Source organism: Synechococcus sp. CBW1107 (assembly GCF_015841355.1).
Classification (GTDB): domain Bacteria; phylum Cyanobacteriota; class Cyanobacteriia; order PCC-6307; family Cyanobiaceae; genus Regnicoccus_A.
Genome location: NZ_CP064908.1, coordinates 2,053,382 through 2,076,320 on the forward strand (window position 1 = coordinate 2,053,382; position 22,939 = coordinate 2,076,320).

At 68.3% G+C, this 22,939-nt stretch carries 20 protein-coding genes and 1 tRNA gene; 7 read left to right on the forward strand and 14 right to left on the reverse strand.

Features of this window, described 5'->3' with window-relative positions; genetic code table 11:
• Window positions 1–23 precede the first annotated feature (23 nt).
• On the forward strand, window positions 24–893 hold the full coding sequence (locus I1E95_RS10640; RefSeq protein WP_197162155.1) for a prephenate/arogenate dehydrogenase: 870 nt from the start codon (window positions 24–26) through the stop codon (window positions 891–893).
• 8 nt (window positions 894–901) lie between these two features.
• On the opposite strand, the gene crtD is transcribed toward I1E95_RS10640, so the two are convergent.
• Complete coding sequence (gene crtD, locus I1E95_RS10645) at window positions 902–2,470, reverse strand: C-3',4' desaturase CrtD (RefSeq protein WP_197162157.1); 1,569 nt, start codon at window positions 2,468–2,470, stop codon at window positions 902–904.
• A gap of 25 nt (window positions 2,471–2,495) precedes the next feature.
• Here crtD and I1E95_RS10650 point away from each other — a divergent pair, with 25 nt between their 5' ends.
• Window positions 2,496–3,431 (forward strand): fructosamine kinase family protein, encoded by a 936-nt coding sequence (locus I1E95_RS10650; protein ID WP_197162159.1) that lies wholly within the window; start codon window positions 2,496–2,498, stop codon window positions 3,429–3,431.
• A 30-nt stretch (window positions 3,432–3,461) separates the two neighbouring features.
• Here I1E95_RS10650 and I1E95_RS10655 read toward each other — a convergent pair whose 3' ends face one another.
• Window positions 3,462–3,842: a CAAD domain-containing protein gene (locus tag I1E95_RS10655; protein ID WP_197162161.1), complete on the reverse strand. Its 381-nt coding sequence runs from the start codon at window positions 3,840–3,842 to the stop codon at window positions 3,462–3,464.
• A gap of 46 nt (window positions 3,843–3,888) precedes the next feature.
• Here I1E95_RS10655 and I1E95_RS10660 point away from each other — a divergent pair, with 46 nt between their 5' ends.
• Both I1E95_RS10660 and moeB read left to right on the forward strand, forming a co-directional pair.
• Window positions 3,889–4,398 (forward strand): M67 family metallopeptidase, encoded by a 510-nt coding sequence (locus I1E95_RS10660; protein WP_197162163.1) that lies wholly within the window; start codon window positions 3,889–3,891, stop codon window positions 4,396–4,398.
• Between the two features lie 51 nt (window positions 4,399–4,449).
• Complete coding sequence (moeB, locus tag I1E95_RS10665) at window positions 4,450–5,622, forward strand: molybdopterin-synthase adenylyltransferase MoeB (RefSeq protein WP_197162165.1); 1,173 nt, start codon at window positions 4,450–4,452, stop codon at window positions 5,620–5,622.
• 21 nt (window positions 5,623–5,643) lie between these two features.
• Here moeB and I1E95_RS10670 read toward each other — a convergent pair whose 3' ends face one another.
• Complete coding sequence (locus tag I1E95_RS10670; protein ID WP_197162166.1) at window positions 5,644–6,807, reverse strand: cob(I)yrinic acid a,c-diamide adenosyltransferase; 1,164 nt, start codon at window positions 6,805–6,807, stop codon at window positions 5,644–5,646.
• 46 nt (window positions 6,808–6,853) lie between these two features.
• Between I1E95_RS10670 and larE the strand changes: the two genes are divergently transcribed.
• On the forward strand, window positions 6,854–7,762 hold the full coding sequence (larE, locus tag I1E95_RS10675) for an ATP-dependent sacrificial sulfur transferase LarE (RefSeq protein WP_197162168.1): 909 nt from the start codon (window positions 6,854–6,856) through the stop codon (window positions 7,760–7,762).
• Here the strand turns inward: larE and speD are convergent.
• Window positions 7,734–8,222, reverse strand: coding sequence for an adenosylmethionine decarboxylase (gene speD / locus I1E95_RS10680; RefSeq protein ID WP_197162170.1), 489 nt, complete (start codon window positions 8,220–8,222; stop codon window positions 7,734–7,736). The two genes, larE and speD, sit on opposite strands and share 29 nt — an antisense overlap.
• 47 nt (window positions 8,223–8,269) lie before the next feature.
• Complete coding sequence (gene recF, locus I1E95_RS10685; protein ID WP_231594984.1) at window positions 8,270–9,418, reverse strand: DNA replication/repair protein RecF; 1,149 nt, start codon at window positions 9,416–9,418, stop codon at window positions 8,270–8,272.
• 81 nt (window positions 9,419–9,499) lie between these two features.
• Between recF and I1E95_RS10690 the strand changes: the two genes are divergently transcribed.
• Window positions 9,500–9,573 (forward strand) — tRNA-Arg (locus I1E95_RS10690).
• A gap of 494 nt (window positions 9,574–10,067) precedes the next feature.
• Here I1E95_RS10690 and ppc read toward each other — a convergent pair.
• The 7 genes from ppc to I1E95_RS10725 all read right to left on the reverse strand — a co-directional run bounded on the left by ppc (window position 10,068) and on the right by I1E95_RS10725 (window position 20,236).
• Window positions 10,068–13,076 carry a phosphoenolpyruvate carboxylase gene (gene ppc, locus I1E95_RS10695; protein ID WP_197162172.1) on the reverse strand — a complete coding sequence of 1,003 codons (3,009 nt, stop codon included), beginning with the start codon at window positions 13,074–13,076 and terminating at the stop codon, window positions 10,068–10,070.
• A gap of 32 nt (window positions 13,077–13,108) precedes the next feature.
• A complete protein-coding gene (gene gshA / locus I1E95_RS10700) occupies window positions 13,109–14,263 on the reverse strand; it encodes a glutamate--cysteine ligase (RefSeq protein ID WP_197162174.1) in 1,155 nt (384 codons plus the stop codon).
• On the reverse strand, window positions 14,260–15,783 hold the full coding sequence (locus I1E95_RS10705) for an anthranilate synthase component I family protein (protein WP_197162176.1): 1,524 nt from the start codon (window positions 15,781–15,783) through the stop codon (window positions 14,260–14,262). Before I1E95_RS10705 ends, gshA begins: the two co-directional genes overlap by 4 nt.
• A 133-nt stretch (window positions 15,784–15,916) precedes the next feature.
• Window positions 15,917–16,348 carry a photosystem I reaction center subunit II PsaD gene (locus I1E95_RS10710; protein ID WP_197162178.1) on the reverse strand — a complete coding sequence of 144 codons (432 nt, stop codon included), beginning with the start codon at window positions 16,346–16,348 and terminating at the stop codon, window positions 15,917–15,919.
• A gap of 116 nt (window positions 16,349–16,464) precedes the next feature.
• Complete coding sequence (locus tag I1E95_RS10715) at window positions 16,465–17,898, reverse strand: sensor histidine kinase (RefSeq protein ID WP_370594541.1); 1,434 nt, start codon at window positions 17,896–17,898, stop codon at window positions 16,465–16,467.
• Window positions 17,850–19,124, reverse strand: a complete 1,275-nt coding sequence (gene rodA, locus I1E95_RS10720) for a rod shape-determining protein RodA (RefSeq protein WP_197162182.1) — start codon at window positions 19,122–19,124, stop codon at window positions 17,850–17,852. Before rodA ends, I1E95_RS10715 begins: the two co-directional genes overlap by 49 nt.
• Before the next feature lie 5 nt (window positions 19,125–19,129).
• Window positions 19,130–20,236 carry an Mrp/NBP35 family ATP-binding protein gene (locus I1E95_RS10725; protein WP_197162184.1) on the reverse strand — a complete coding sequence of 369 codons (1,107 nt, stop codon included), beginning with the start codon at window positions 20,234–20,236 and terminating at the stop codon, window positions 19,130–19,132.
• A gap of 241 nt (window positions 20,237–20,477) precedes the next feature.
• Here I1E95_RS10725 and hemF point away from each other — a divergent pair, with 241 nt between their 5' ends.
• Complete coding sequence (gene hemF / locus I1E95_RS10730) at window positions 20,478–21,455, forward strand: oxygen-dependent coproporphyrinogen oxidase (RefSeq protein WP_231594985.1); 978 nt, start codon at window positions 20,478–20,480, stop codon at window positions 21,453–21,455.
• A 40-nt stretch (window positions 21,456–21,495) separates the two neighbouring features.
• Here hemF and I1E95_RS10735 read toward each other — a convergent pair whose 3' ends face one another.
• Window positions 21,496–22,329, reverse strand: a complete 834-nt coding sequence (locus I1E95_RS10735) for a dehydrogenase (RefSeq protein WP_197162186.1) — start codon at window positions 22,327–22,329, stop codon at window positions 21,496–21,498.
• 10 nt (window positions 22,330–22,339) lie between these two features.
• Window positions 22,340–22,894: a cofactor assembly of complex C subunit B gene (locus I1E95_RS10740; RefSeq protein ID WP_197167408.1), complete on the reverse strand. Its 555-nt coding sequence runs from the start codon at window positions 22,892–22,894 to the stop codon at window positions 22,340–22,342.
• Between the last annotated feature and the right edge of the window lie 45 nt (window positions 22,895–22,939).

Consider the following 22,939-nt stretch of genomic DNA (forward strand, 5'->3'; position numbering starts at 1 on the left):
GGGGCCAGTGGGCCGTACCAGCGATGACAACCCTCTGGCGTGAGCGACCGGTGGGAGTGGTGGGTCTGGGCCTGATCGGTGGCTCGATCGGGCTTGACCTGATGGCCCTTGACGTGGATGTGCGTGGACTCGTTCACCGCCAGGCCACGGTGGAGCGGGCCCGGCAGCGGGGCCTGGCCCGCCAGGTGAGCACGGATCCGGCGGTGCTCACGGGCTGTGCGCTCGTGCTGCTGGCCCTGCCGCTCGATCAGCTGCTGGCGCCCTCGCCGGAGCTGCTGGCGGCTTTGCCGAAGCAGGCGGTGATCGCTGATCTGGCCTCGGTGAAGGCGCCGGTGCTGGCGGCCTGGGAGCCGCTTGTTCCGCGCTTCGTGGCCACCCACCCGATGGCCGGCACAGCCGCGGCCGGTGTGGAGGCGGGCCAGCCGAACCTGTTTCGCGGCCGCCCCTGGGTGGCCACCCCCACGCTTCATACCGACCCGGAGGCCATGGCACAGATCCGCGACCTGGCGCGCGACCTCGGGGCCCGATGGCTGGAGTGCGACGCCCAGGACCATGACCGGGCCGTGGCCCTGATCTCCCACCTGCCGGTGCTGGTGAGCGCCGCCCTGTTGCGGGCTGCGGAGCAGGGCGCGGAGGCGGCACCCAGGGCGGCCATGCCTCAGCTGGTGCGTGCTCTGGCCTCCAGCGGCTTCGCGGACACCACCCGGGTGGGTGGCGGCAATCCCGAGCTGGGCACCCTGATGGCACGGAGCAACAGGGCCGCCGTGGTCGAGGCCCTCGGGCAGTACCGCCAGGCCCTTGACGGCCTTGAGGGCCTGCTCGAGCGGCACGACTGGGAGGGGCTGGCCAGGGAGCTGGAGAGCTGCCGGGCTCTGCGGCCGGAGTTTCTCTGAATCCCGGCCTAGGGCAGGGCCAGGCTTCTGCCACGAGCCTGCAGCAGTTGCCTGCTGGCCATCAATGCTGAAAGGGTCACCCCCGCGGTGCCCTCGCCGGGGTGGATGCTGTCGCCGCAGAGCCACAGCCCCGGGAGGGGGGTGCGACTGGCCAGGCCGAAGGGGCCGAAGCGGGAGGGATGCTGCCCCAGCCCGCCCACGAACCCGTAGGGCCGCCCGGTCCAGCGGGCGAATCCCCGGGGAGTCGCCAGTTCCCTGTGGCGCCAGGCCGCGGTGTCGAGCCCCAGGTTCCGCTCCAGGCCGTCCTGAATCCCGGCCATGGCCTTCGCCTTGGCCTTTGCATAGGCCTCCCTTTCCAGCTCCAGCCAGGGGCGTGCCTGGGTGAAGACGCTGGCGATCACCGTGGCCTGACCCGCCGGCGCCCGCCCATCTCCCTCGCGGCTCACCGACACGAACAACGATCCCGGGTCCGCCCAGTCGATCTGCAGATGGGCCGGACACTCCGCTGGCAGCAGGGAGCGCTCGACTGCGCCATAGAACACCAGCGCCCCGCTGGGGTCGGGGAAGCCGCTGACCCGCTCGCGGTAGGTCTCGGGCATCGCCTCCCCCAGCAGACCGGCCAGAGCCTGGGGGGGGAGTGTCACGACCACATCACGGCTGAGGCTGGTGAAGGCTCCCCCGTCCGGCCCCTCCCCCCTCACGCACCAGCCCTTCGGTTGCGCCGGTTGAAGACTCGTCACCCGATGGCGGAGGTGCAGGTGACCACCCCGGGCGGCCAGGGCGGTTTCGAGCGTGGCGCTGAGGGCTTGCATCGAACCCTGGAGGTGCCACAGGCCCAGGGGCGCCTGGGCCATGGTCAGCACGCTGGCGCCGTAGAGGGCGGCGGTTCCCTCGGCCGGTTCCTGGGAGTACAGGCGCAGTTGGAGATCCAGGAAGCGCCGCAGGCGAGGATTGCCTCCACAGCCGCTCAAGCGCAGCAGATCGGCCACGCTGGCGAGGGCCAGGGCCCCGCTGGCGAGATTGGCGGGCCTCAGTGCCCTCAGCAGCTGGCCCAGGTCCCAGAGGGTGCGGGGAGGCAGCACCGGATGGCGCCCCGCGAAGGACCAGTTGGCCGCATGCAGGGCGGCGCACAGGCTCCAGAAGGGCTCACTGCCGGGGAACTGCCGCTGCCGCTCCTGGCGCCAGCGCTCAGGGTCCCGCCACAGGCGGACGGGGGCCTGGCCGTCGCAGAGATCCACCACGCAGCCTGGATCGAGCGGGGTGGCCGCCGGTGCTTCGACCCCCAGATGGCGGAACAGTCGGTCATGGATGCCACCAGGCTCCAGCCCCGCCACCTGGGTGGCCCCGACATCGAAGACATAGGGCCCACGTCGAAAGGTGCCGGCGCAGCCCCCCGTCTGGCTGTGGGCTTCCAGCAGCTGCACCGAGAGACCGTCCCGGGCCAGCAGCGCGGCGGCGCTCAGCCCGGCGATGCCGCCGCCGATGACCGTCACATCCAGTCGCGCGGCATCCGTGGCAGGGGAGATGGCGGCGGAGGAGCTGACGGCCAAGCGCTGGGCGGCGGGTGCGGCCGGCATGCTGGCAGGCGTGGCATGGCCTGCGATGCGCGAAGCCTGGGTGCGTTGGCTGGAGGAGACCCTTGGCGAGGAGGTGGAGCGCTGCCGGCCCGTGGGCGGCGGCTGCAGTCACAGCGCCTGGGCCCTGGAGCTCGCCGGTGGCGGTCGGGTGTTTGTCAAGACGAACCAGGCCCGGCTCCTGCCTGTGCTGGAGGCGGAGATGGAGGGCCTGCTGGCCCTGGGCGAGGCAGCCGCAGCGGAGCTGGTGGTGCCCAGGCCTCTGCACTGCGCGCTGGCGGGCTCCCAGTCCCTGCTGGTGATCGACTGGCTGGACCTGAACCCTGGTGGAGCCGGCTCAGGTGCTGCCGGAGCAGCGGCCGATGAGTCTGATCTGGCCTGGGAGGCCGCCGGGGCGGCCCTGGCCCGCTTGCACCGTCGCAGTGCCTCCTCCGGCTCCCAGGGTTTCGGTTGGCCGCGGGACAACTACATCGGCAGCACCCCTCAGCCCAATCGCTGGAGCCAGGACTGGGGGCGCTTCTTTGCCGAGCAGCGCCTGGGACCGCAGCTGAAGTTCGCCGAGAGCTCGGGCCGGCGTCTGAAGGGAAGCCGGAAGCTGCTGGAGTTCACCCCGCAGTGGCTGAATGGCCATGGCGCCGTTCCCTGTCTGGTCCACGGTGACCTCTGGGGTGGCAATGCCGCCCGGATGGCCCCCGGCTCGATCGCCCCGGGCTCGGCAGGGGTGGCTCTGTTTGATCCAGCGGTCTACCGGGGGGACAGGGAAGTCGATCTGGCCATGGCCCAGCTCTTCGGTGGGTTCCCGCCTGCCTTCTTCAGCGGCTACGAGGGGGAATGGCCCAGGCCTGCCGGCCATTCCCGGCGTCGCCGCCTCTACGACCTCTATCACCTGCTGAACCACGCCAACCTGTTCGGCGGGGGGTACTGGGGACAGGCCCAGGCCCTGATCGACGAGCTGGTGGCCTGAACGGCCTGTCTCCTGGATGGGCCCCTGTTCTCAGCCCAGGTATTCCTGACGCAGGGTCTGGAACTGGGAGACAACACCAGCGCGCTTCTCGCTGGTGCTGAGGTTCTTCCAGCTCCATTGGCCGACCACCACCAGACCGAGAAGTTCAAGCAGGCCTGGCACCACTGGCAGCAGGTTGATGGTGTCGAGCACCCCCTTGATCAGCACCTGGGCCACGATCACCGCCAGCAGGATGCCGACACCCTTGCCGATCCGGCTGACCTGCGACCAGTCCACCTGATCCAGGGTCGTGTTGACCTTGGAGAGGATCTCGCCGTAGCGCTCGCTGAAGTTGGTGCCAGCTTCGCTCTCCGCCCATGAAGTGCCGGCCTCGCTGGTCGTCGGCTCCTGTTCGGTGGTTGCGTCGCTCATCAATGGAGTGGCGATGGTGTGAGAGTCAAGGGCTCAAGGTATCGGCATGGGCAGCGGCTGGCCAGAGAGGTTTGCGGTTGATTGGCATCAGCTGACCGTTCTGCGGGCCGTGCTGGCTGCCGTGGCGCCCCAGGAGGGCTGTGCTCTGCTTCTGGGGGACCCCGCGCCCTCGGCCCCCGGAGTGCCGGCTCCCGCCCGTCTGCGGCTGATCTGGCCTTGCCTGAACGTCTGGCCGGAAAGCGAGCAGCGTGTCGAGCGTTTCGCCATTGACCCCCGCGAGCAGTTGCTGGCCCAGAAGTGGGGTCGGCGGCGTGGCTGGCAGGTGCTCGGCTCGGCCCACAGCCATCCCAGTACGGCGGCGGTCCCCTCCGTCACCGATCGCGCCTGGGCCTTCCCTCCGGCCTTGATGCTGATCCTCGGCTCCTCCGGGGAGGTGCGGGCCTGGTGGATCTCGGAGTCGGCCGCTGATCCCTCCGCCCTGCCGGCTGCGCGGGAACTGGCCCTGATCACGCCGGTTGCCCCTCCAGCAGAGGGGGGCGAGGATTTGGGAGAGTAGGGAGAGGGCCGCCGCTCGCGGTCCCTTCTGCGGCCCACGGCCTTCTCGCCCATGCTTCCCCCTGACATCAGCGGCGTTCACCTCAGTCCCGACGAGGTGGCGCGTTTTTCCCGTCATCTGATCCTGCCGGAAGTGGGCATGGCGGGGCAGAAGCGTCTCAAGGCCGCCTCCGTGCTCTGCGTAGGCACCGGCGGGCTGGGTTCCCCACTCCTGCTTTATCTGGCCGCAGCCGGAGTGGGCCGACTCGGCATCGTCGACTTCGACGTGGTGGATCACTCCAACCTGCAGCGCCAGGTGATCCACGGCACCAGCTGGGTGGGCAAGCCCAAGATCGAATCGGCGAAGGCGCGCATCCTCGAGATCAACCCCCACTGCCAGGTGGATCTCTATGAAACGGCACTCACCAGCGAGAACGCGCTCGAGATCATCGAGCCCTACGACCTGGTCTGCGACGGGACCGACAACTTCCCCACCCGCTACCTGGTCAACGATGCCTGCGTCCTGCTGGGCAAGCCCAATGTCTATGGCTCGATTTTCCGCTTCGAGGGGCAGGCCACGGTCTTCAACCTCGATGCTGAAAGTCCCAACTACCGCGATCTCTTCCCCGAACCGCCGCCGCCGGGGATGGTGCCCTCCTGCGCCGAAGGCGGTGTGGTCGGGGTACTGCCCGGCATCATCGGCGTGATCCAGGCCACCGAGGCCGTGAAGATCATCACGGGCATCGGCACCACCCTCAGCGGCCGTCTGCTGCTCTTCGATGCCCTGGCCATGAAGTTCCGCGAGCTGAAGCTGCGGCCCAATCCCGAGCGGCCGGTGATCGACAGGCTCATCGACTACCAGGAGTTCTGCGGAGTGGGCGGCACGGCGCCGGGCCAGGAGGAGGCCGGCAGTGTGCCCAGTATCACCGTGGCCGAACTCAAGACCGTGATCGACGGCCAGCTGGAGGAGATCCTGCTGCTGGATGTGCGCAACCCCCCGGAAGCCGACATCGCCGTGATCCCGGGTTCCGTGTTGATGCCTCTCGACCGGATCGAGAGCGGTGAGGCCATCGAGGATGTGCGCCGGCTGGCCGAGGGCAAACGGCTCTACGTGCACTGCAAGCTGGGCGGGCGCAGCGCCAAGGCCCTGCTGGCCCTGGGACGCCATGGCATCGAAGGGGTGAATGTGACTGGGGGCATTCAGGCGTGGAGTGAGCAGGTGGACCCTGCCGTGCCGCTCTACTGAGTGCCTGGGTGATTCACGCCCTCAGTAGTCCACCCCCCGCTTGAGGTCGACGCCCCGCTCGGCGTAGTGCTTGTGGCAGACCATCTCGGAGTGCACACTGGCCAGATCGAAATAGGCGGGGGGATTCTTGCAGCGTCCGGTGATGATCACCTCCGTTTCCGCTGGTTTGCGCAGCAGGGTCTGCATGATCGGTTCAACGGGCAGCAGCTCCAGATCCACGGTGGGATTGAGCTCATCGAGGATCACAGTTTTATAGAGACCACTGGAAATGGCAGCTCTGGCGATTTCCCAGGCCCTCTCCGCTTCGACATAATCAATAGGCTGCTGTTGTCCTCTCCAGACGATGGCATCTCGACCGGAGCGGAGATGATCCACCAGGTGGGGATAGCTTTCGCGCAGGGCCGCGATTGCCGCATCTTCGGTGTAACCGCTTCCGCCCTTGAGCCACTGCAGGATCAGCACACGGTGGCTCTTGTCCTGGCTGATGCCCCGGCCGATCGCCTGCAGGGCCTTGCCAAGGGCACTGGTGGATTTCCCCTTGCCTTCGCCGGTGTAGATCTCGATGCCGGCGATGCCGGTGCTGTCGTTGGCCTCGCGCCGGTGGGCCCTCATCTCGGAGTGCAGATCGGCGAGCTGCACCAGCGACCGCGGCGCGCCACGGCCGGTGACGATCACTTCCATGCCCGCCGGTTTGTCGGCGAGGGTGCGCACCACCTCGTCCACCTCCAGCAGGCCGAGGTCGAGCACCGGGCTGAGTTCATCCAGGACCACCACCGAATACAGGGCACTGGCGATGGCGCCCTTGGCGATATCCCAGCCTCGCTGGGCTTCCTGGCGATCGAAGCGGGTGGCCTCCTGGGCGCTGAAAAAGTCGCCCCGACCGGTGCGCACCTGATCGATCAGGTGGGGGAAGCCCTGTTGCAGGGCTTCGATTGCCGCGTCTTCGTCGTAAGCGCGGCCGGGTCCCTTGAGGAAGCGCAGCAGCAGCACCCGGGTGCGCTTGCGCTCGCAGATCCCCAGGCCGATGGTGCGCAGCACCACACCGAGGGCCGCCTGGCTCTTGCCTTTGCCGTCGCCGTCGTAGACGTGCAGCTGGCCGTGGCTGCGCTCGTGGCTGTCGGAGGCCGTGCGGATGCCGATCGCCCGGGACGACGCACCGGAGGCCGCGCTTGAGGTCGGTGCCATGGCCTGGCCTTCTACCGTTGGATCCTAACGACCCCTGTCCGAGGCCATGACCCCACCGGCCCTCCATCCGCTGGTGGAATTCCTGCCAGCTCCGCTGGAGCAGGCCCTCGGCCAGCTGCGCCAGAGCGTCAGGGACCTGGGGGCCGTTCTGGTGGCCTACTCCGGTGGCGTCGACAGTGCCCTGGTGGCGGCGATCTCCGCTGAGCAACTCGGCGCCGGCGCCGAAGCCGTGACGGGAGTCTCGCCGGCCCTGGCACCCCATCTGCTGCGGGAAGCCCGCTCCCAGGCGGCCTGGATGGGAATCCGCCACCGGGAAGTGACGACCCGCGAACTGGAGGATCCCGCTTACAGCAGCAATCCCACCGACCGCTGCTACGCCTGCAAGCGCGAGCTGCACGGATTGCTCGCATCCCTCACGGGCGGAGTGAGCCAGGTGCTGGACGGGGTGAACCGGGATGATCTCACCGATCACCGGCCTGGCATCCAGGCCGCCCGCGAGCGGGGTGTGCGCTCGCCCCTGGCCGAGCACGGCATCGACAAGGCGGCCGTGCGCCAGATCTCCAGAGCCCTGGGCTTCCCCTGGTGGGACAAACCGGCCCAGCCCTGCCTGGCCTCACGTTTTCCCTACGGCGAGCCGGTCACGGCCTCACGCCTGCAGCGGGTCGCCGCGGCCGAGGACTGGCTGCGTCAGCGCGGAGTGAGACAGCTGCGGGTGCGCTGTCAGGGGGCGACGGCTCGTGTGGAGGTCCCTGCCGAGCAACTCGACGATCTGTTCAGCTGGCTGCCGCGCCAGGAGCTAGTGGAGGCGTTCAGAAGCCTCGGCTTCGCCGCTGTGAGCCTGGATCTGGAGGGGTTGATCAGCGGCAGGCTCAACCGTGAGGCGAGCCTGAAGCCAGCAGCGCCGGGGCCACTGGCTTCACCCGGCCTCAGGCGGCCAGATCCAGTGGTTCCCTGATCTGCTCGCTGATCGAATCCGGGGTTTCCCGGCGGAAACTCTTGAGATTGCGGCTGGCCGCCTCGAGTTCGTCGGCCAGTACCTGACAGGCCCGCTCCGGCATGGTGTGGTCGCCGCAGGTGAACACATCAACGGCCGCGTAGCCCGACTCGGGCCAGGTATGGATCGAGATGTGGGACTCAGCCAGCAGAGCGAGACCCGTGACCCCCTGCGGTTCAAACCGGTGGGTGATCAGATTGAGGAGGGTGGCGCCTGCACGTTTCGCTGCAATCGTGATGGCGTTCCTGAGAAATGCTTCGTCGTCGAGCTTCTTTGAATCGCAGTTGTAAAGCTCGAGAATGCAGTGTTTCCCCACCATGTCGGTGGTCGTCGTCGTGGGGGGGTGGCTCTGAAGGCTCTGAGGACTTTGAGCTCCACTCCATCCCGGGTTGGGGTGGAGGCAGGGCAGGGTCTGGGTCATCGAATGCGTGCAAACAAGCCCCCATCCTACGCATCCCTTCAGGTTTCCTACGGGTGACCGCCCGAATCCACCACCTCCCCCTGGCAGATCCGCACCACCTGGGAGTCCCCCCCTTGCCAGGCGGAGCTGAACGACGTCAGGTGGGTGGCGCTCACCAGGCACTGGTGGCCCGTGCCCACCACCTCCAGCAGCAACTCCTGCCGCTTCGGGTCGAGCTCTGCCAGAACGTCGTCGAGCAGCAGCAACGGGGGCTCACCCCAGAGCTGCTGCACCAGCTCCAGTTCCGCCAGTTTCAGGGCCAGCACGAGCGTGCGCTGCTGGCCGGCGGAGCCGAAGCGGCGGGCGGGCTCCTCCCCCAGCAGCAGTGCCACCTCGTCGCGCTGGGGGCCCACCTGACAGGCTCCCAGGCGGCTTTCCTCCGGCCGCTGCCGCTGGAGTTGCTCCAGCAGAGCTTCGCGCCAGGGGGCCTCCGCTTCTTCCCCCTCCAGCTGGCTGCCGGCCTGGTAGCGCAACTCCAGTTGCTCGCGGCCGCCACTGAGCCTCTCCTGCCAGGCGGCGGCCAAGGGTTGCAGGCGGGCCAGGGCACGGCGGCGGCGGCGGTGCAGGCGCGTGCCGATCAGGGCCATCTGCTGATCGAAGGCGTCGAGCAGTGAGTGCAGCTGCTGCTCCCCCTGGCCCAGCCCCCGGCGCAGCAACTGGCTGCGCTGGCGCAGCAAGCGGCCGTAGCGGGCCAGCAGTTCCCCATACACCGGTTCCAGCTGCAGCACCACTCGATCGAGCCACTGGCGCCGCAGGGCCGGCTCCCCCCGCACCAGCTCCAGGTCGAGGGCACTGAACCCCACGCAGCGCAGGGGGCCCACCAGATCGAGCTGGCGCTCCAGGGTCCTGCCGTTGCGTCGGGCCTGGCGTCCCCCCTGCTGTCTCAGCTCGAGTTCCAGTCCCAGCTGATCGGGCCCCGGCGCTGCCGCTCCACCCCCTGAGGGGTCGCCGTCGCCGCACCAGCCACGCACCAGCGCCCGGCTCTGGCCATGGCGGATCAGATCCCGGTCGTGACCGCTGCGGTGGGAGCGCAGGCTGCCGAGAAGTTCCACAGCCTCAAGCAGGTTCGACTTGCCTTCCCCGTTGGCGCCGATCACGAGCAGACGCGGCTCAGCGACCTCGAGCGAGAGCTGGGCGTAGTTGCGAAAATCGAGCAGCTCCAGGCGATGCAGCCGAATGGGTCAGGAGCGACGTGCGGGTAAGCTACGACCACCGGGACAGGGATGACCTCCCCGCTCGGGCATGTAGCTCAGTTGGATAGAGCGTCAGATTCCGGTTCTGAATGTCGGGGGTTCGAGTCCCTCCATGCTCGTTTCATTCGGCTCCCCCGGCCGGCTCGCCTCGGTTGCGGCGAGCACCAGCCCCATGGCACGGATTCCGCCTGGGTCCACCATGAAGCCGTGCTGCTGTAGGGCCGAAAGCGCCTCCGGTGGTGCCGCCACCGAGATGCTGCAGCCACTCAGTTCACGGCGCAGGCGGGTGAGGGCACTGTGCACCAGCACCGCCAGCACGGTCGATCGCTGCGGATCCCGTGGCGAGGCCGAGAGATCCCAGAGATTGGCGTTGAGGGCCTGATCGCTGGTGGCTCGCACGAAGCCCACCAGGCGCCCCTGTGGATCACGCACGCAGAACTGCCAGGCGCTGCGCTCCAGCACCAGAGCCAGGCGCTGCTCATCCCGGCGCGACTCTCCGCAGGCCATCAGCAGGACGTTCAACTCCCCGGGCTGGGGGGGCTCGGTCTCCGTTCGGTAGCCCTCGGGCAGGCGTGGGGCGGGCGGTTGGCTGCGGAAGGGAATCAAGCGGGGTTCAACCGGTGTTGCGCATGCCAGCGGCGATGCCGTTGATGGTGAGCAGGGCACCGCGCAGCAGTTCGCTGCGGCTGTAGGTGCGGCCATCCTGGCCATCACCGCTGCCGGCTTCGCTCATCGGCGGCTGCCGGTTCTGGTCGCGCAGGCGTCGCAACAGGGCCACCTGCAGATAGCCCAGAGGCACGATCGTCTGATTGCGGAGATCGACCGAGAGCTGCAGGGCCGGATCACCGTCGAGCAGGCGGGCGTGGCCCGAGATCTTCAGCACAAGATCACGGGTGAGCTCGAACTCGGCCGCGATCACCTGGAAGATCTCCTCGAAGGCTTCACGGTGGCTGGGGCGACCCAGGGCCTGCACATAGTGATGAGCCAGGTCGAGATCCACCTTCGAGAGGGTCATCTCCACCTTGGAGATCAGCATCCGGAAGAAGGGCCAGCGCTGGTAGAGAAGACGCAGCAACTCGAGCTGGCCGGGATCGTCGTCGAGTTCCTCCTGCAGGGCTGCTCCCACGCCGAACCAGCTGGGCAGGAGGAAGCGACTCTGGGTCCAGCCGAACACCCAGGGGATCGCCCGCAGGCTGGAAAGGTCCTTGGCTCCACTCTTGCGGCGGGCGGGGCGGCTGGAGATCTGCAGCTTGCTGATCTCCTCGATCGGTGTGACCTGCTGGAAGAAGGCCACCAGATCGGGATTTTCATGCACCAGCCGCCGGTAGTGCACCCGGGAGCGGGCCGCCAGGCGGCCCATGAGGTCGTTCCAGACGGGTGTGTCATCGACGTTGGTGCTCACCAGGCTGTTCTGCAGCACGGCGGTGGTGACCGTTTCGAGGTTGTAGAGCGCCAGCTCCGGCAGGGAGTACTTCGAGGCCAGCACCTCGCCCTGCTCGGTGATCTTGATGCGGCCGTTGAGGGTGCCACTGGGCTGGGCCAGGATCGCCTGGTAGGCCGGGCCGCCGCCCCGTCCCACCGAGCCGCCCCGGCCGTGGAAGATGCACAACGCCACATCGTGCTCGCTGGCCAGCCGCTGCAGCGCGATCTGGGCCTTGTGGATCTCCCAGTTGCTGGAGAGGAAGCCGGAATCCTTGTTGCTGTCGGAGTAGCCGAGCATCACCTCCTGCAGGGGTTTGTCGGCTTCGGCGCTGCTGGCCAGCAGGGTCCGGTAGAAAGGCTCCGAGAACAGGCGCTGCATCACCGCCGGCGCCCGCTGCAGATCCTCCACCGTTTCGAACAGGGGGACCACCAGCAACTGGGTCTGGACCGCCTTGGGGTCCACCAGACCGGCCTCCTTGGCCAGCAGCAGCACCTCCAGCAGGTCGGAGACCGTGTGCGCCATCGAGATGATGTAGCTGCGGCAGATCCGGGAGCCGAATTCCTGCTGCAGCCGCTGCAGCATGCGGAACACCGCGAAGGTTTCGTCCGTGGCCGGGCTCCAGCGGGCTGCGGGCGGCAGCATGGGCCGGCGGGTCTGCAGTTCCTGGAGCAACCATTCCACGCGCTGCTCCTCCTCCATCTCCCCGTAGGGCGTGGGGAGCTGCAGGTAGCGGGTCAGTTCATCGAGGGCATCGCTGTGGCGGGTGCTCTCCTGGCGGATGTCGAGGCTGGCCAGGCAGAACGCGAAGATGTGCACCTGGCTCAGCAGGGTCTGCAGTGGTTCACAGCTGAGTCCCGTGGTCTGGAGACTGTCGCGCAGGAGTTCGAGATCCTGGCGCAGCTCGTTCACCGAGCCGTAGTGCAGTTCGGGCGGGGCGGCCGCCATCGGTCCGGTGCCCGTGCTCAGCACCGCCGGACCGGCATTCTCGCAGGGGGATTCCCAGCCGGCCTCCGCCAGCTGCTGATTGCGCTGGTGGGTGAGGCGTAACCGTTCGACGATGTAGCTGAGCTTGAGGCGATAAGGCTCGAGTCGGTAGCGGGCGGCCCGCTCCTCGTAGATCTCCGGGAAGCGCAGCCGGTCCATCTCCAGGGACTCGAGCAGCGGGGCACTCACCTGCGACCACTGCATCGAGATGCTGAGCTGGTCGCGCAGTCCCTGCACGGCCGTGATGTAGCGCTCGATCATCAGCTGGCGCTGATAACAGGCGGTCCGCCAGGTGATGTCGGGGGTGACGGAGGGGTTGCCATCCCGGTCGGAGCCCACCCAGGAGCCGAAGGTGCAGAAGGCATCCCGGGGCGGCTCCACATCCGGGTAACTGCTGGCGAGGGCATTGATGATGCGCTGCCGCAACAGGGGCATCGCGTCGAAGAGCACCTGCTGGAAGTAATGGAGGGCGTAGTCGACCTCATCGAGCACCGAGGGCTTGAACTGGTGCAGCTCGTCGGTGCGCCACCACAGCCGGATCTCCTCCTCCAGCTGCAGGCGCAGGCTGCGTTCGTCCTGCAGCTCCGTGGGGCTGTCCTGCTGCAGGCGGTGGATCAGGGCCGCCACCCGACGCTGTTTGTGCCGCACGGTGTGGCGCACGATCTCGGTGGGGTGGGCCGTGAACACGAGCCGGATGTCGAGTTCCCGCAGCAGGTTCTCGATCTGGGCGGGGGGAACGTTCAGTCCCCGCAGGCGGGTGAACAGCTCACGGAAGGTGGCAGGATCGGTCTGACTGGCCAGCGGTGGAGCGAAGGGATCAGGGCTGGCGGGAGTGGAGGATTCCTGAAGGCTGGCCAGGTAGCTGTCTTCCTCGATGTGCTGCTCGAGGATGTTCACCAGCTGGAAGTAGAGCGAGAAGGCGCGGGCCGCAGCGATCGCCTCCGAGAGGTCCATCTCCCGGATCAGCTGCACGATGGCGGCCGTGGTGTCGATCTCTCCGCCTGCGGCTTCCAGGGGGTCGCTCAGCCGCTTGAGTCGCAGCAGGCGCTCGGCCTGATCGGGCGGACACTCGCTGAGCAGGACTGTTTTCCAGAGATCCTCCACCAGTTCGAGCCGCTCTCCGAGCAGCCGGGTGACGCGGGGGGCTGGAGCCGTGGGTACTGCCTGGGGGGCTTGGGCCAGAACGGCGGATGGGGCGGACAGGGGCTGCCGCATGGGAGCCGGCGCAGGCGAGGAAGGCTCCATGATCATCCCAAAGGGTGAGAAGCCGCTGTGTTGCGTGGTGCCGGTTCCACTTCGGCCAGCTGCATGGCTGTGGCTCCATCGGCCAGGATCTCGCGCAGCGGCACTCCGGCGTCATGCCGCTCCAGCCAGCGCATCGCCTCATTGCCCTCGCGCAGGATGGTGTGCATCGGCTCCAGCCAGGAGCTCAGGCCTAGTCTGGAGGCGAGCGGCGCCATGTCGTCCAGCTCCCGCTGAATCCAGACACCGGCTTCGATCTCCTCTCCCGTACGCCAGTCGCTGAGCGTGGCCCTCAGGCTCCTTCGGGCAGCGGCGCGGTCGTTGCTGTCGGCCAGCTCGGCGAGCTGATCCGGCCCCAGCCGGCTGGCTCGCAGTGGATCGTGGGTCTGGGGATCCTCCAGCAGCTGCAGCAGGCGCAGCTCCGCGAAGACCGTCAGGGCCAGAAGCTGACGGGGCTGGCTGATCAGGTCACAGATCCGGATCTCGAGCCGGTTCAGGTCGTGGGGCCGGTTCTCCCCGTTGGGCCGCACGGAGGTCCAGAGATGGCGGACGTTGCGCATGGCCCCGGCCGCCAGCTGGGCATCCATCCAGTGGATGTAGTGCTGATGATCGAGAAACAGCGGCACGGTCGGCGGGGTGAGCGGGAACTGCAGCCAGCGCTGGGAGTGTGCGCCGGTGGCGACCCCATCGAGGAATGGTGAACTGGCACTCAGCGCCAGCAGCAGAGCGCCTTCGCAGCGCAACAGCCTGCAGCCGGCGAACAGGGCACCCATCTCGGTGAGCCCGAGGTTGATGTGCACGCTGGCGGTCACCACCCGGGTCCCATAGGTGGTCTCGATGAAGCCGTGATACGGGTTCGAAGGGTCGGAGCGCTCGAAGCGGCGGCTGTCCCCCAGGCTGAGGGTGCTCCCCGGGAGCAGGGTCAGCTGCCGCTCGCCCAGCCAGCGGCGCAGGCGTCGCCTCGGCTCCAGCAGCAGCTCCAGCTGGTGGGCATAGTCGGCATCCGGTGGAGTGATGTATTCCAGGTTGCGATGGTCCGGTTCGGTGACGAACCCCTCCAGCTGGGCCGCGGCCTGCTCCGCCACTCCAACCACGGTGCCATCGGCCCGGCCGGTGAACAGCTCCACCTCGAAGCCCTTGAGCAACAGTTGATCGCTCATGTGCCGCTCCCCTGCAGGCAGGCCAGGGCCTTGAGCAGTCCACGGGCCTTGTTGAGAGTTTCCTGGTATTCCGCGGCCGGCTGGGAGTCGGCCACCAGGCCCGCGCCCGCCTGCACCTGCACCCGCCAGCCCCCCTCTCCGTCGGGAAGCACCACCATGGTGCGGATCGTGATGGCGGTGTTGAGAGCGCCGGCCAGATCCACCGCCCCGTAGACACCGGAGTAGGGGCCTCGGGCATCCGGCTCATGCTCATGGATCAGCTGCATCGCCCGGATCTTGGGCGCGCCGCTGACCGTGCCGGCGGGGAAGGAGGCCTTGAGCAGATCCCAGACGTCGTGGCTGGAATCGAGCAGGCCCTCCACCTGGCTGACGATGTGCATCACATGGGAATAGCGCTCGACCACCATCAGTTCGGTCACCTCGACGCTGCCTGGACGGCAGACCCGGCCCAGGTCATTGCGGCCCAGATCCACCAGCATCACGTGTTCGGCACGCTCCTTGGGGTCGGCCAGCAGCTCCCGCTCCAGGGCCAGGTCGCTGACTTCATCGGATCCGCGTGGGCGGGTGCCGGCGATCGGACGCAGGGAGGCCCGGATACCGCCGGCCACCGGCTCCGCCTTGACCATCACCTCGGGGCTGGAGCCGATCAGATACCAGCCACCGAAGTTGAAGAAGGCCATGTAGGGCGAGGGGTTGACCATCCGCAGGCTGCGGTACAGCTCGAAGGGATCCCGTTGGATGCGGGTTTCCAGGCGCTGGCTGAGCACCAGCTGGAACACATCACCGGCGGCGATGTGTTCCCGGGCCGCCACCACCGCGGCTTCGAAATCGGCCTGGGTGCGGTTGCTGCGGGTCTCCAGGTCCACGCTGGGCTCAGCGTCCCAGCGCAGGGGGGTGACGCCGGCCGGCAGCGGGCCGTGCATGCGGTCCTCCAGCGACTGGATCCGGGCACAGGCCTCGGCATAGGCACTGAGGGGATCGGCATCGCCACTGAGGTCGGCGTAGGCCACGGCTGTGATCTGGCGCTTCACCTGGTCGAACACCAGGAGGCTGTCGGCCAGCATCCAGCAGCCGTCCGGCGGGCCTTCCGGGTCGCTGGGGTGGACGGGGACGCTTGGCTCGATCCAGCGGATCAGTTCGTAGCCCCAGAAGCCGAAGAGCTGTCCAAGGGGCGGCAGGCCGGGAATGGTGCTGGGCCGAAGCGAGGCCAGGCAGCCGGCCAGCAGCTCGAAGGGGTTGCCCCGCAACTGGGCCTGACGGCCATCGCGCCAGCATTGAACGCCGTCTTCGCCGCGCACCGTGAGGGTCCAGGCCGGATCAGCCACCACGAAGCTCCAGCGCCCCAGGCGCTCGCCCCCCTCCACAGACTCCAGCAGCACGCCATGGTGGCTGTCGGCACCCACCTTCAGCCAGGTGGTGAGCGGGGTTTCCAGATCAGCGGGCCAGCGCTTCCAGAGGGGGACGTAGGTGCTGCCGTCCGCCGCCTGGGCGAGGAACGCGTCGCGATCGGGTAAGGGCATCACGGCAACGGGCAGGCAAAAAAAACGGGGCACCCGGCCCCGCCTTTCTAAAGGTTGGAGGAATCAGGCCCAGGAGCTGATTCCCTCAGAGGATTCCAGGCTGGTCCCAGGTGCGACTCCCGGGAGCTGAACCTCAGGAATCGAAGGTGTTGCGTCCGGAGAACTTGAGGGTGGATGGATCGGGGTTCTGGCCGATGCTGCGGGGGTTGTGGCCCACGATCGGACGGCCTTCGTTCACTTTCTCGGGGAATACACCATCTTTCGGGTGCAGGTATTCGGTGTCACCGCCAGGGAAGATGCGGTAGATCTTGTAATCCTCGATCCGGGGCTTGAACTTGGTGCGCAGCTGGGTGCCGAGCGCAAGGCACTGCTCCTTCCGGGAGAAGTACATGATGTTCTCGCCTTCGTTCATCTCTGCAGCTCCACCGGTGGGAAGCTCGAACACCTGATCCTTGCCACTGGTCCAGGTGATGGCGTACTTCTCCTCGGTTTCGGCGGAGTTGAGCAGACCGCCCGTGCTGCCGATGGACTTGGGAAGTTGACCGCTCAGCGCCGTTGCTGTCATGGCTGTTGGGGATGGTGAGTCGGCGGACCCATCAGTGAGTCGGCGGACCATGTCGGCTGGAAGCTAGCACTGCAATCTGGGGGGTCCTCCCTGGCGGAGAGCTCTCTTCACACCCGTCAACAAACGTCCCCGTCGGCGCCTGTGTTGTGGCCCGCCACAGGAAAGAACACCGTCAGTCCCTGACCGGCCCGTTCCGTGAAACGCCCCCCCAGACTGTGGAACAGGCGCTGGGTGGCCTGGCGGCTCAACTGAAGGCTGCCCGTGAGCGGATTCCAGCGCAGCACGGGGCCCACATCGGCGCCGGTGTCGTCCTCGGGGGTGCTGGGGAGCGCCGTTTCCCTTCCGGGCGGATTGGCGCAGCGCAGTTGCAGTTTCAGGCGCGACCCTGCCGGCTGCAGCCGGATCAGCACCGTGCTGCCCGATGGAAGGCTGCGGATGAAGCGATCCACCAGGCCACCCAGCATCGTCTCTAGCCGGTTCGGGTCGCTCAGCACAGCCGGCAGCTGAGCGCTGATCTCCAGCTGCAGCTTCAGACCCCGGCGTTCCAGCTGTCGTTGCCAGAGCTCCTCAAATCCCTGCAGCAGCTGGGCCAGGTCGGTGCGGGCCAGGGTCTGGCGCGGCCTTGGCTGCCGCTGGAGCTCGGCCGCATGGAAGATCAGGCCGAAGCGGTCGATCTGTTCGCTGCATTCCCCGTCGATCTGCTCCAGCCGCTGACGGACCACCGCCGGGAGGTCAGCGCGCCGCAGCAGCGAACGGATCAGTGTGCGGATCGTCGCCAGGGGGGTGCGCACCTCGTGGGTGAGGGCCTCGAGCAGGGCCAGTTCGCCGCTGCTCTCCGCCTGGTCGCCCTCATGGCCGTGAATCAGGGGCTGCAGGGTCAGGCTCGGGGCCATCGCCGCCAGTCGCTCCGCCAGCTTCGGCCAGAACTGCAGTGCCATGCTCTCCTCACTGCGCAGTGGACCGAGCGCCTGCAGGGCCTGGCGCAGGCGCAGGGCGGCCTGGGGGGCGGTGGCCTGCAGGCGCTCATCCACCAGAGCCAGCGTTTCCGAGAGGGTGGTGGGATCGAAGCGCAGCACCAGCTGCCGCTGCTGTGGACTGCCCTCCAGGGTCATGGCCAGCTGCAGCCTGGGTGTGATCAGCACCAGCAGGGGGTCGGTGCCGTCCTCAGGCTCCAGCGCCAGACGTTCGAAGGGGCTGGTGCGGCCTGGGGCCTCGTCAGTGTCGGCTGTGCCCGTACCAGGCAGCAGGGGGCCTGAGGGGCTGAGGCCACCGGCGATCTGCGGAGGCGCCCAGACCCAGCCCTGCAGTGGCTCCAGCAGCTCCGGCTCGTAGAGCGCCGGCAGAGGCGAGGCCAGCCAGACCCCCCGCAGTGGTTGCAGAGGCGGCAGGAAGTCATCCTGAAGGGTGGCCAGAGCTGCCCACCACTGCCGTCTTGCGGTGTCTTCATCGCTCCGGCCTGCCGGGACCCCCTCGGCCAGCCGAGCTCTCAGGACGGCCAGGCTCACCATCGCCGCTGGGGCGGGCGGCCGTGGCGGGACACCGAGGCGCACAGCCCCAGGGAGATGAAGTTCACGAGCATCGCCGAGCGGCCGTAGCTCAGCCAGGGAAGCGGAATGCCTGTGATCGGCCCCAGTCCGATGGTCATGTTGATGTTCACCACCACCTGGAACATCAGCATCGCGCCGATGCCCACCACCACGAGCGATTCGTAATCCGTGCGGGCCCGTCCGGCGATCTGGAGCAGGCGCCACATCAGCACCACGAAGCCCACCACCACCAGGGTGGTGCCGATGAAGCCGGTTTCCTCTCCCAGAGCGCTGAAGATGAAATCCGTGTGCTGCTCGGGAATGAAGCGCAGCAGGGTGAGATGGCCCTGCATCAGGCCGGTGCCCCAGAGCCCACCCGAGCCGATCCCCACCGTGCTCTGCAGCAGGTGATACCCCCCGCCGAGAGGATCCTGGGAGGGGTCGAGAAACATGGTCAGGCGGGCTCGCTGGTGGTCCTTGAGGCCGTGGGACCAGAGCCAGGGAGTGCCCAAAGCGAAGACGCCCTGAATGGCCAGGGTCAAGGACGTGGCCAGGGCCTTCCAGGGCAGGGAACGCCAGGCGATCAGTCCCATGGCCGGAATCCAGGCCACCAGGGCCCAGGGGATGGTGCCCGCCAGGATGGCGGTGAACAGTGGCGACAGCAGGAGCATCAGCCAGGCTCCAGGCATGCCCGACCAGAACATCATCACCAGCAGGACGGCCCCGAACACGAGCGAGGTGCCCAGGTCGGGCTGCACGAACACCAGCAGCCAGGGCACGCTGATCATCGCCACGGGCCGGATCAGGTCCACCGGTCGCTCCACAGGATGGCGGGCGAGCACACCCGCCAGCAGCAGGATGGCCGCCACCTTGGCGAACTCGGAGGGCTGCACGTTGAAGCCGGCGATGTTGATCCAGCTCTGGGCGCCGAGTGCGCTGACCCCCACCACCCGTACCGCCACCAGGCTCGCCACCATGACCCCGTAGATCAGCCAGCGGAACGGCTGGTACCGCTCCAGCGGGATCCGGGCCAGCACCAGGGCGAGGCCCATCCCCACAGCCGCGGTGATCCAGTGCTGATACCAGACGGCATAAGGGGCCTGGCGCTGGGTGCTGGCGATCAGAATCCCAGCCACCACCACCATCGCCAGGGGGATGCCCCAGAGCACCAGATCCACCCCTTCGAGCGGGCGCCGCCTGGCCGGCCGCGCCGCCGAGAACATGCTGCGCCGGCTGCCCAGCAAGGCCATTGCGATCAGGTTGTGGCCAGGGTGAGGCTGCTGATGCGCTGGGCCAGGGTCTGGAAGGCGCGGGCCGTGGCGGACTCCGGTCTGGCGATCACCACCGGGCAGCCCTGGTCCCCCCCATCGACCACCGCCATCTCCAGGGGCAGCTCGGCCAGCAGGGGCACTCCGGCCTCGGCCGCCAGGGTGGCCCCGCCGCCACTGCCGAAGATGGCGTAACTGGCGTCAGGCCGGTCGGGGGGGATGAAGATGCTCATGTTCTCGACCACGCCCAGCACAGGAACCCCCATCTGCAGGAACATCGCCAGGCCACGGCGGGCGTCCTGCAGCGACACCCGCTGGGGGGTGGTGACGATCACCACGCCAGCCATCGGGACCGCCTGGGCCAGGGTGAGCTGGGCATCACCGGTGCCGGGGGGCAGGTCCACCACCAGCACGTCTCGCTCACCCCAGTCGGCCTGGTACAGGAACTGGCGGATGATGCCGTTGAGCATCGGCCCCCGCCAGACCACAGGCTGGTTCTCCTGGATCAGCAGCCCCATCGACACCATGCCGATGCCGCAGGTCTCGATCGGCACCAGCACCTGCTCATTGCCGCTGCCGCGCACTTCGGGGGTGCGATCGGCCACCCCGAGCATGGTCGGGGCATTCGGGCCGTAAATGTCGGCGTCGAGCAGTCCCACCCGCAGGCCGCTCTGGGCCAGGGCGCAGGCCAGGTTCACCGCCACGGTGCTCTTGCCCACGCCGCCCTTGCCGCTGCTCACGGCGATGATCCGACCCACGCCGGGGATGCCCTGGCGCTCGGGCAGGTTGCCGCCGCCACCGGGACCGTGCCCCGCACCGCCGATCGGTGATCCCTCGGACCTGCCGCCACCGCTGGGCTGGGCCAGCTCGATCTGCACATCGTTGATGCTCTCCAGGGCCATCAGCGCCTCGCGGGCTTCGGCGGCGATCCGCTCCCGCTGGCTGGTGGCGTAGCCCGGAAGCGCCAGGCTGAAGACCACGCGGCTCCCCTGGGGACGCACCTGCTGGATCCAGCCCAGTTCGAGCAGACTTCGTCCCGTGCCCGCGTCGCAGAGGGGCTCGAGGGCGGCGAGAGCCTGTTCAGCTGTGGCCATCCGTGGGTGCCGGCATCAGGGTCGATCCTAGGGGCCACCCCCATGACAGAGGCTCTCGAGGGGTTGTGCGCCGGTTCGACGGGCTGGAATGGTGGAGAGGTTTCGAGCGTCCGGCGGGGCGTGATCGTCAGTGGCGGAGCAGGGACAGACGGGCGTGGCCGACGGGGAGAAGGGCCCGGGGGGAGCCCGGCTCCTGGAGCATCCTCCGGCCGACTCCCGCGCCCGTGCCCGCAACCTGCTGATGGGTCTCCAGGACAGCATCTGCGCCGGCCTGCAGGCCCTTGATGGCGAAGGGGTGTTCCAAGAGGAGAGCTGGGAGCGGCCGGAGGGGGGAGGCGGCCGCTCGCGGGTGATGAAGGCCGGCCGGATCTTCGAGCAGGGCGGGGTGAATTTCTCCGAGGTGGAGGGCGATCAGCTGCCCCCCTCGATCCTCAGCCAGCGGCCTGAGGCCGCCGGCCAGCGCTGGTTTGCCACAGGCACGTCGATGGTGCTCCATCCCCGCAACCCTTATGTGCCCACGGTGCACCTCAACTACCGCTATTTCGAGGCGGGGCCGGTCTGGTGGTTCGGCGGCGGCGCCGATCTCACCCCTTACTACCCCTTCCTGGTGGATACCCGCCACTTTCACAGCAGCCTGCAGGGGGCCTGTGACAGCGTCGATCCTGCGCTGTATCCCGTCTTCAAGCCCTGGTGCGATGAATACTTCTTTCTGAAGCACCGGAGTGAAACCCGGGGTGTCGGCGGCATCTTCTACGACTACCAGGATCCTGCCGGAGCGCTCTACAAAGGTCAGGACCCCGGCGGCCCGGCCGCGGCCGTGGCGGCTGCCACAGGCGCGGTGCCCCGCACCTGGGAGCAGCTGTTTCAGCTGGCAGGCGCTTGCGGCAATGCCTTTCTGCCCAGCTATGTGCCCATCGTGGAGAAGCGCCATGGCATCGCCTACGGGGAGCGGGAGCGCCAGTTCCAGCTCTACCGCCGTGGCCGCTATGTCGAGTTCAATCTGGTGTTTGATCGCGGCACGATCTTCGGTCTGCAGACCAACGGCCGCACCGAGTCGATCCTGATGTCGCTGCCGCCGCTGGTGCGCTGGGAGTACGGCTACAGCCCCGAGCCCGGCAGCCGCGAAGCCCTGGTCACCGAGGTGTTCACCAAGCCCCAGGACTGGTTCGGGGATGCAGCCCTGGAGGAGATCTGCCGATCCCGGGGTGCGTTCGACTGACTACTCCCGGATCCCCTGCCTGAGAATGCCGTCCCGTTGCTCAGGGGAGCGTTGCGGGAGGGCCCAGGGAGGTGGCCGGCAGTTGTCCTGTTCGGGGGCTGACTCCCTGTTCCAGGGCCAGCACTACCCGCTCGGCGATGGCGTTGAGTGCGGCATCCCGGCTGCCTGGATCCCTCAGGGCCGATTCCAGTGGACTCTCCAGCTTGCCGATCTCGAGGATGGCGATGCCCCGGCGAGGTGCGCCCAGCCCGCCGCGGAACTGAACAGGGAAGGCGCCGAAGGAGGCGGCCAGACTTTCGTCGAGGAGGCTCGGGGCCTGGTGCAGCGGCGGAATCAGTCCCGAGCCGAAGCCGTCAGGTCCATAGGCGTCGTAGTGGATCTCCATGGCATACCCTCCCCGGCGCACATGCTCCCTGCCAACGCTCCAGTTGGTGCGGGGGTCATCGCCGTCGGCGATGCTGCGCTGGGCCGGCACATAGAGGCTGATCGGCAACCCGCGCTGGCGTCCGAGCATCACCACCCTCTCGGCGGTGAGCAGATTCCAGTACAGCTCATCGCGGATGCCGGCCAGCATCGGCTGGGCTCCGAAGCGATCCACCGCTTCACCGCTGGTGCCTGATCCGGCCATGCCCTGGGAATCGGCGTGGCCGGCCATCACCAGGATCGGTGTGCCCGGTGCCAGCGATCGGCGGCCGATCCAGTCCTTGTTGAGTGGCGTGCGGGGCCCGGTGAGTGGATCGATGGCGAGCCTCGCCGGGGCCTCGGCGGTGCTGCCCAGCACAAGCACCAGGCCCAGCCCCAGCAGAGCCCAGCCCAGGGGGCGCGGGCGCGTCGAGGACCGTTGTGAAGATGGGCTGTTGATACGGTGCGCCATGGTCTCAGGTTCAGATGGGGGAACTCAGCAGGGTTCCGTCACTGGCCAGTTGCAGGCGGGGCCCGAGTTCGAGTTCCAGGGCGATCAGCTCGTCGCGGTGGGCCCGCAGCCGCAGCTGACTGAGGGGAGCGTCATCGTCGCTGATCAGACGCAGTTCCACCAGTTCCTGGCGGGCTGCTCTCCGCCGGTAGATCAGCCCGGCGAGCGGCCCGAGCAGGGCCAGCAGCAGTGGCCACCAGCCCAGCACCGGCAGCAGCTGGCGCAGCACCAGGCCCAGACAGGCCGCCCCGACCGTTCCCAGAAACGAGAGCAGCAGTGCCAGGCTGCCACTGGCTCCCACCTGGCCGCGGAAGCGCAGGACCCGCCGCTCGGGATCCCCTGCCTCCGCCTGCCAGCCCCGCTGCCTCAACCACTGGCTGAGGCCGTCAAGCACCTCCAGGGCCGGCCGCGGTGACTGCACATCCACCACCGTGGTGCGGTCCTTGCTGGCGGCGCGCAGGAAGAACACCAGGCCGATGGCCAGCAGCAGGGTGAGCAGGAGGGTGGAGCCCAGGGCGGGGGACAGGGGCAACGGCACGCGGGCGATCCAGGGCGGAAGCGCCCCATTCTC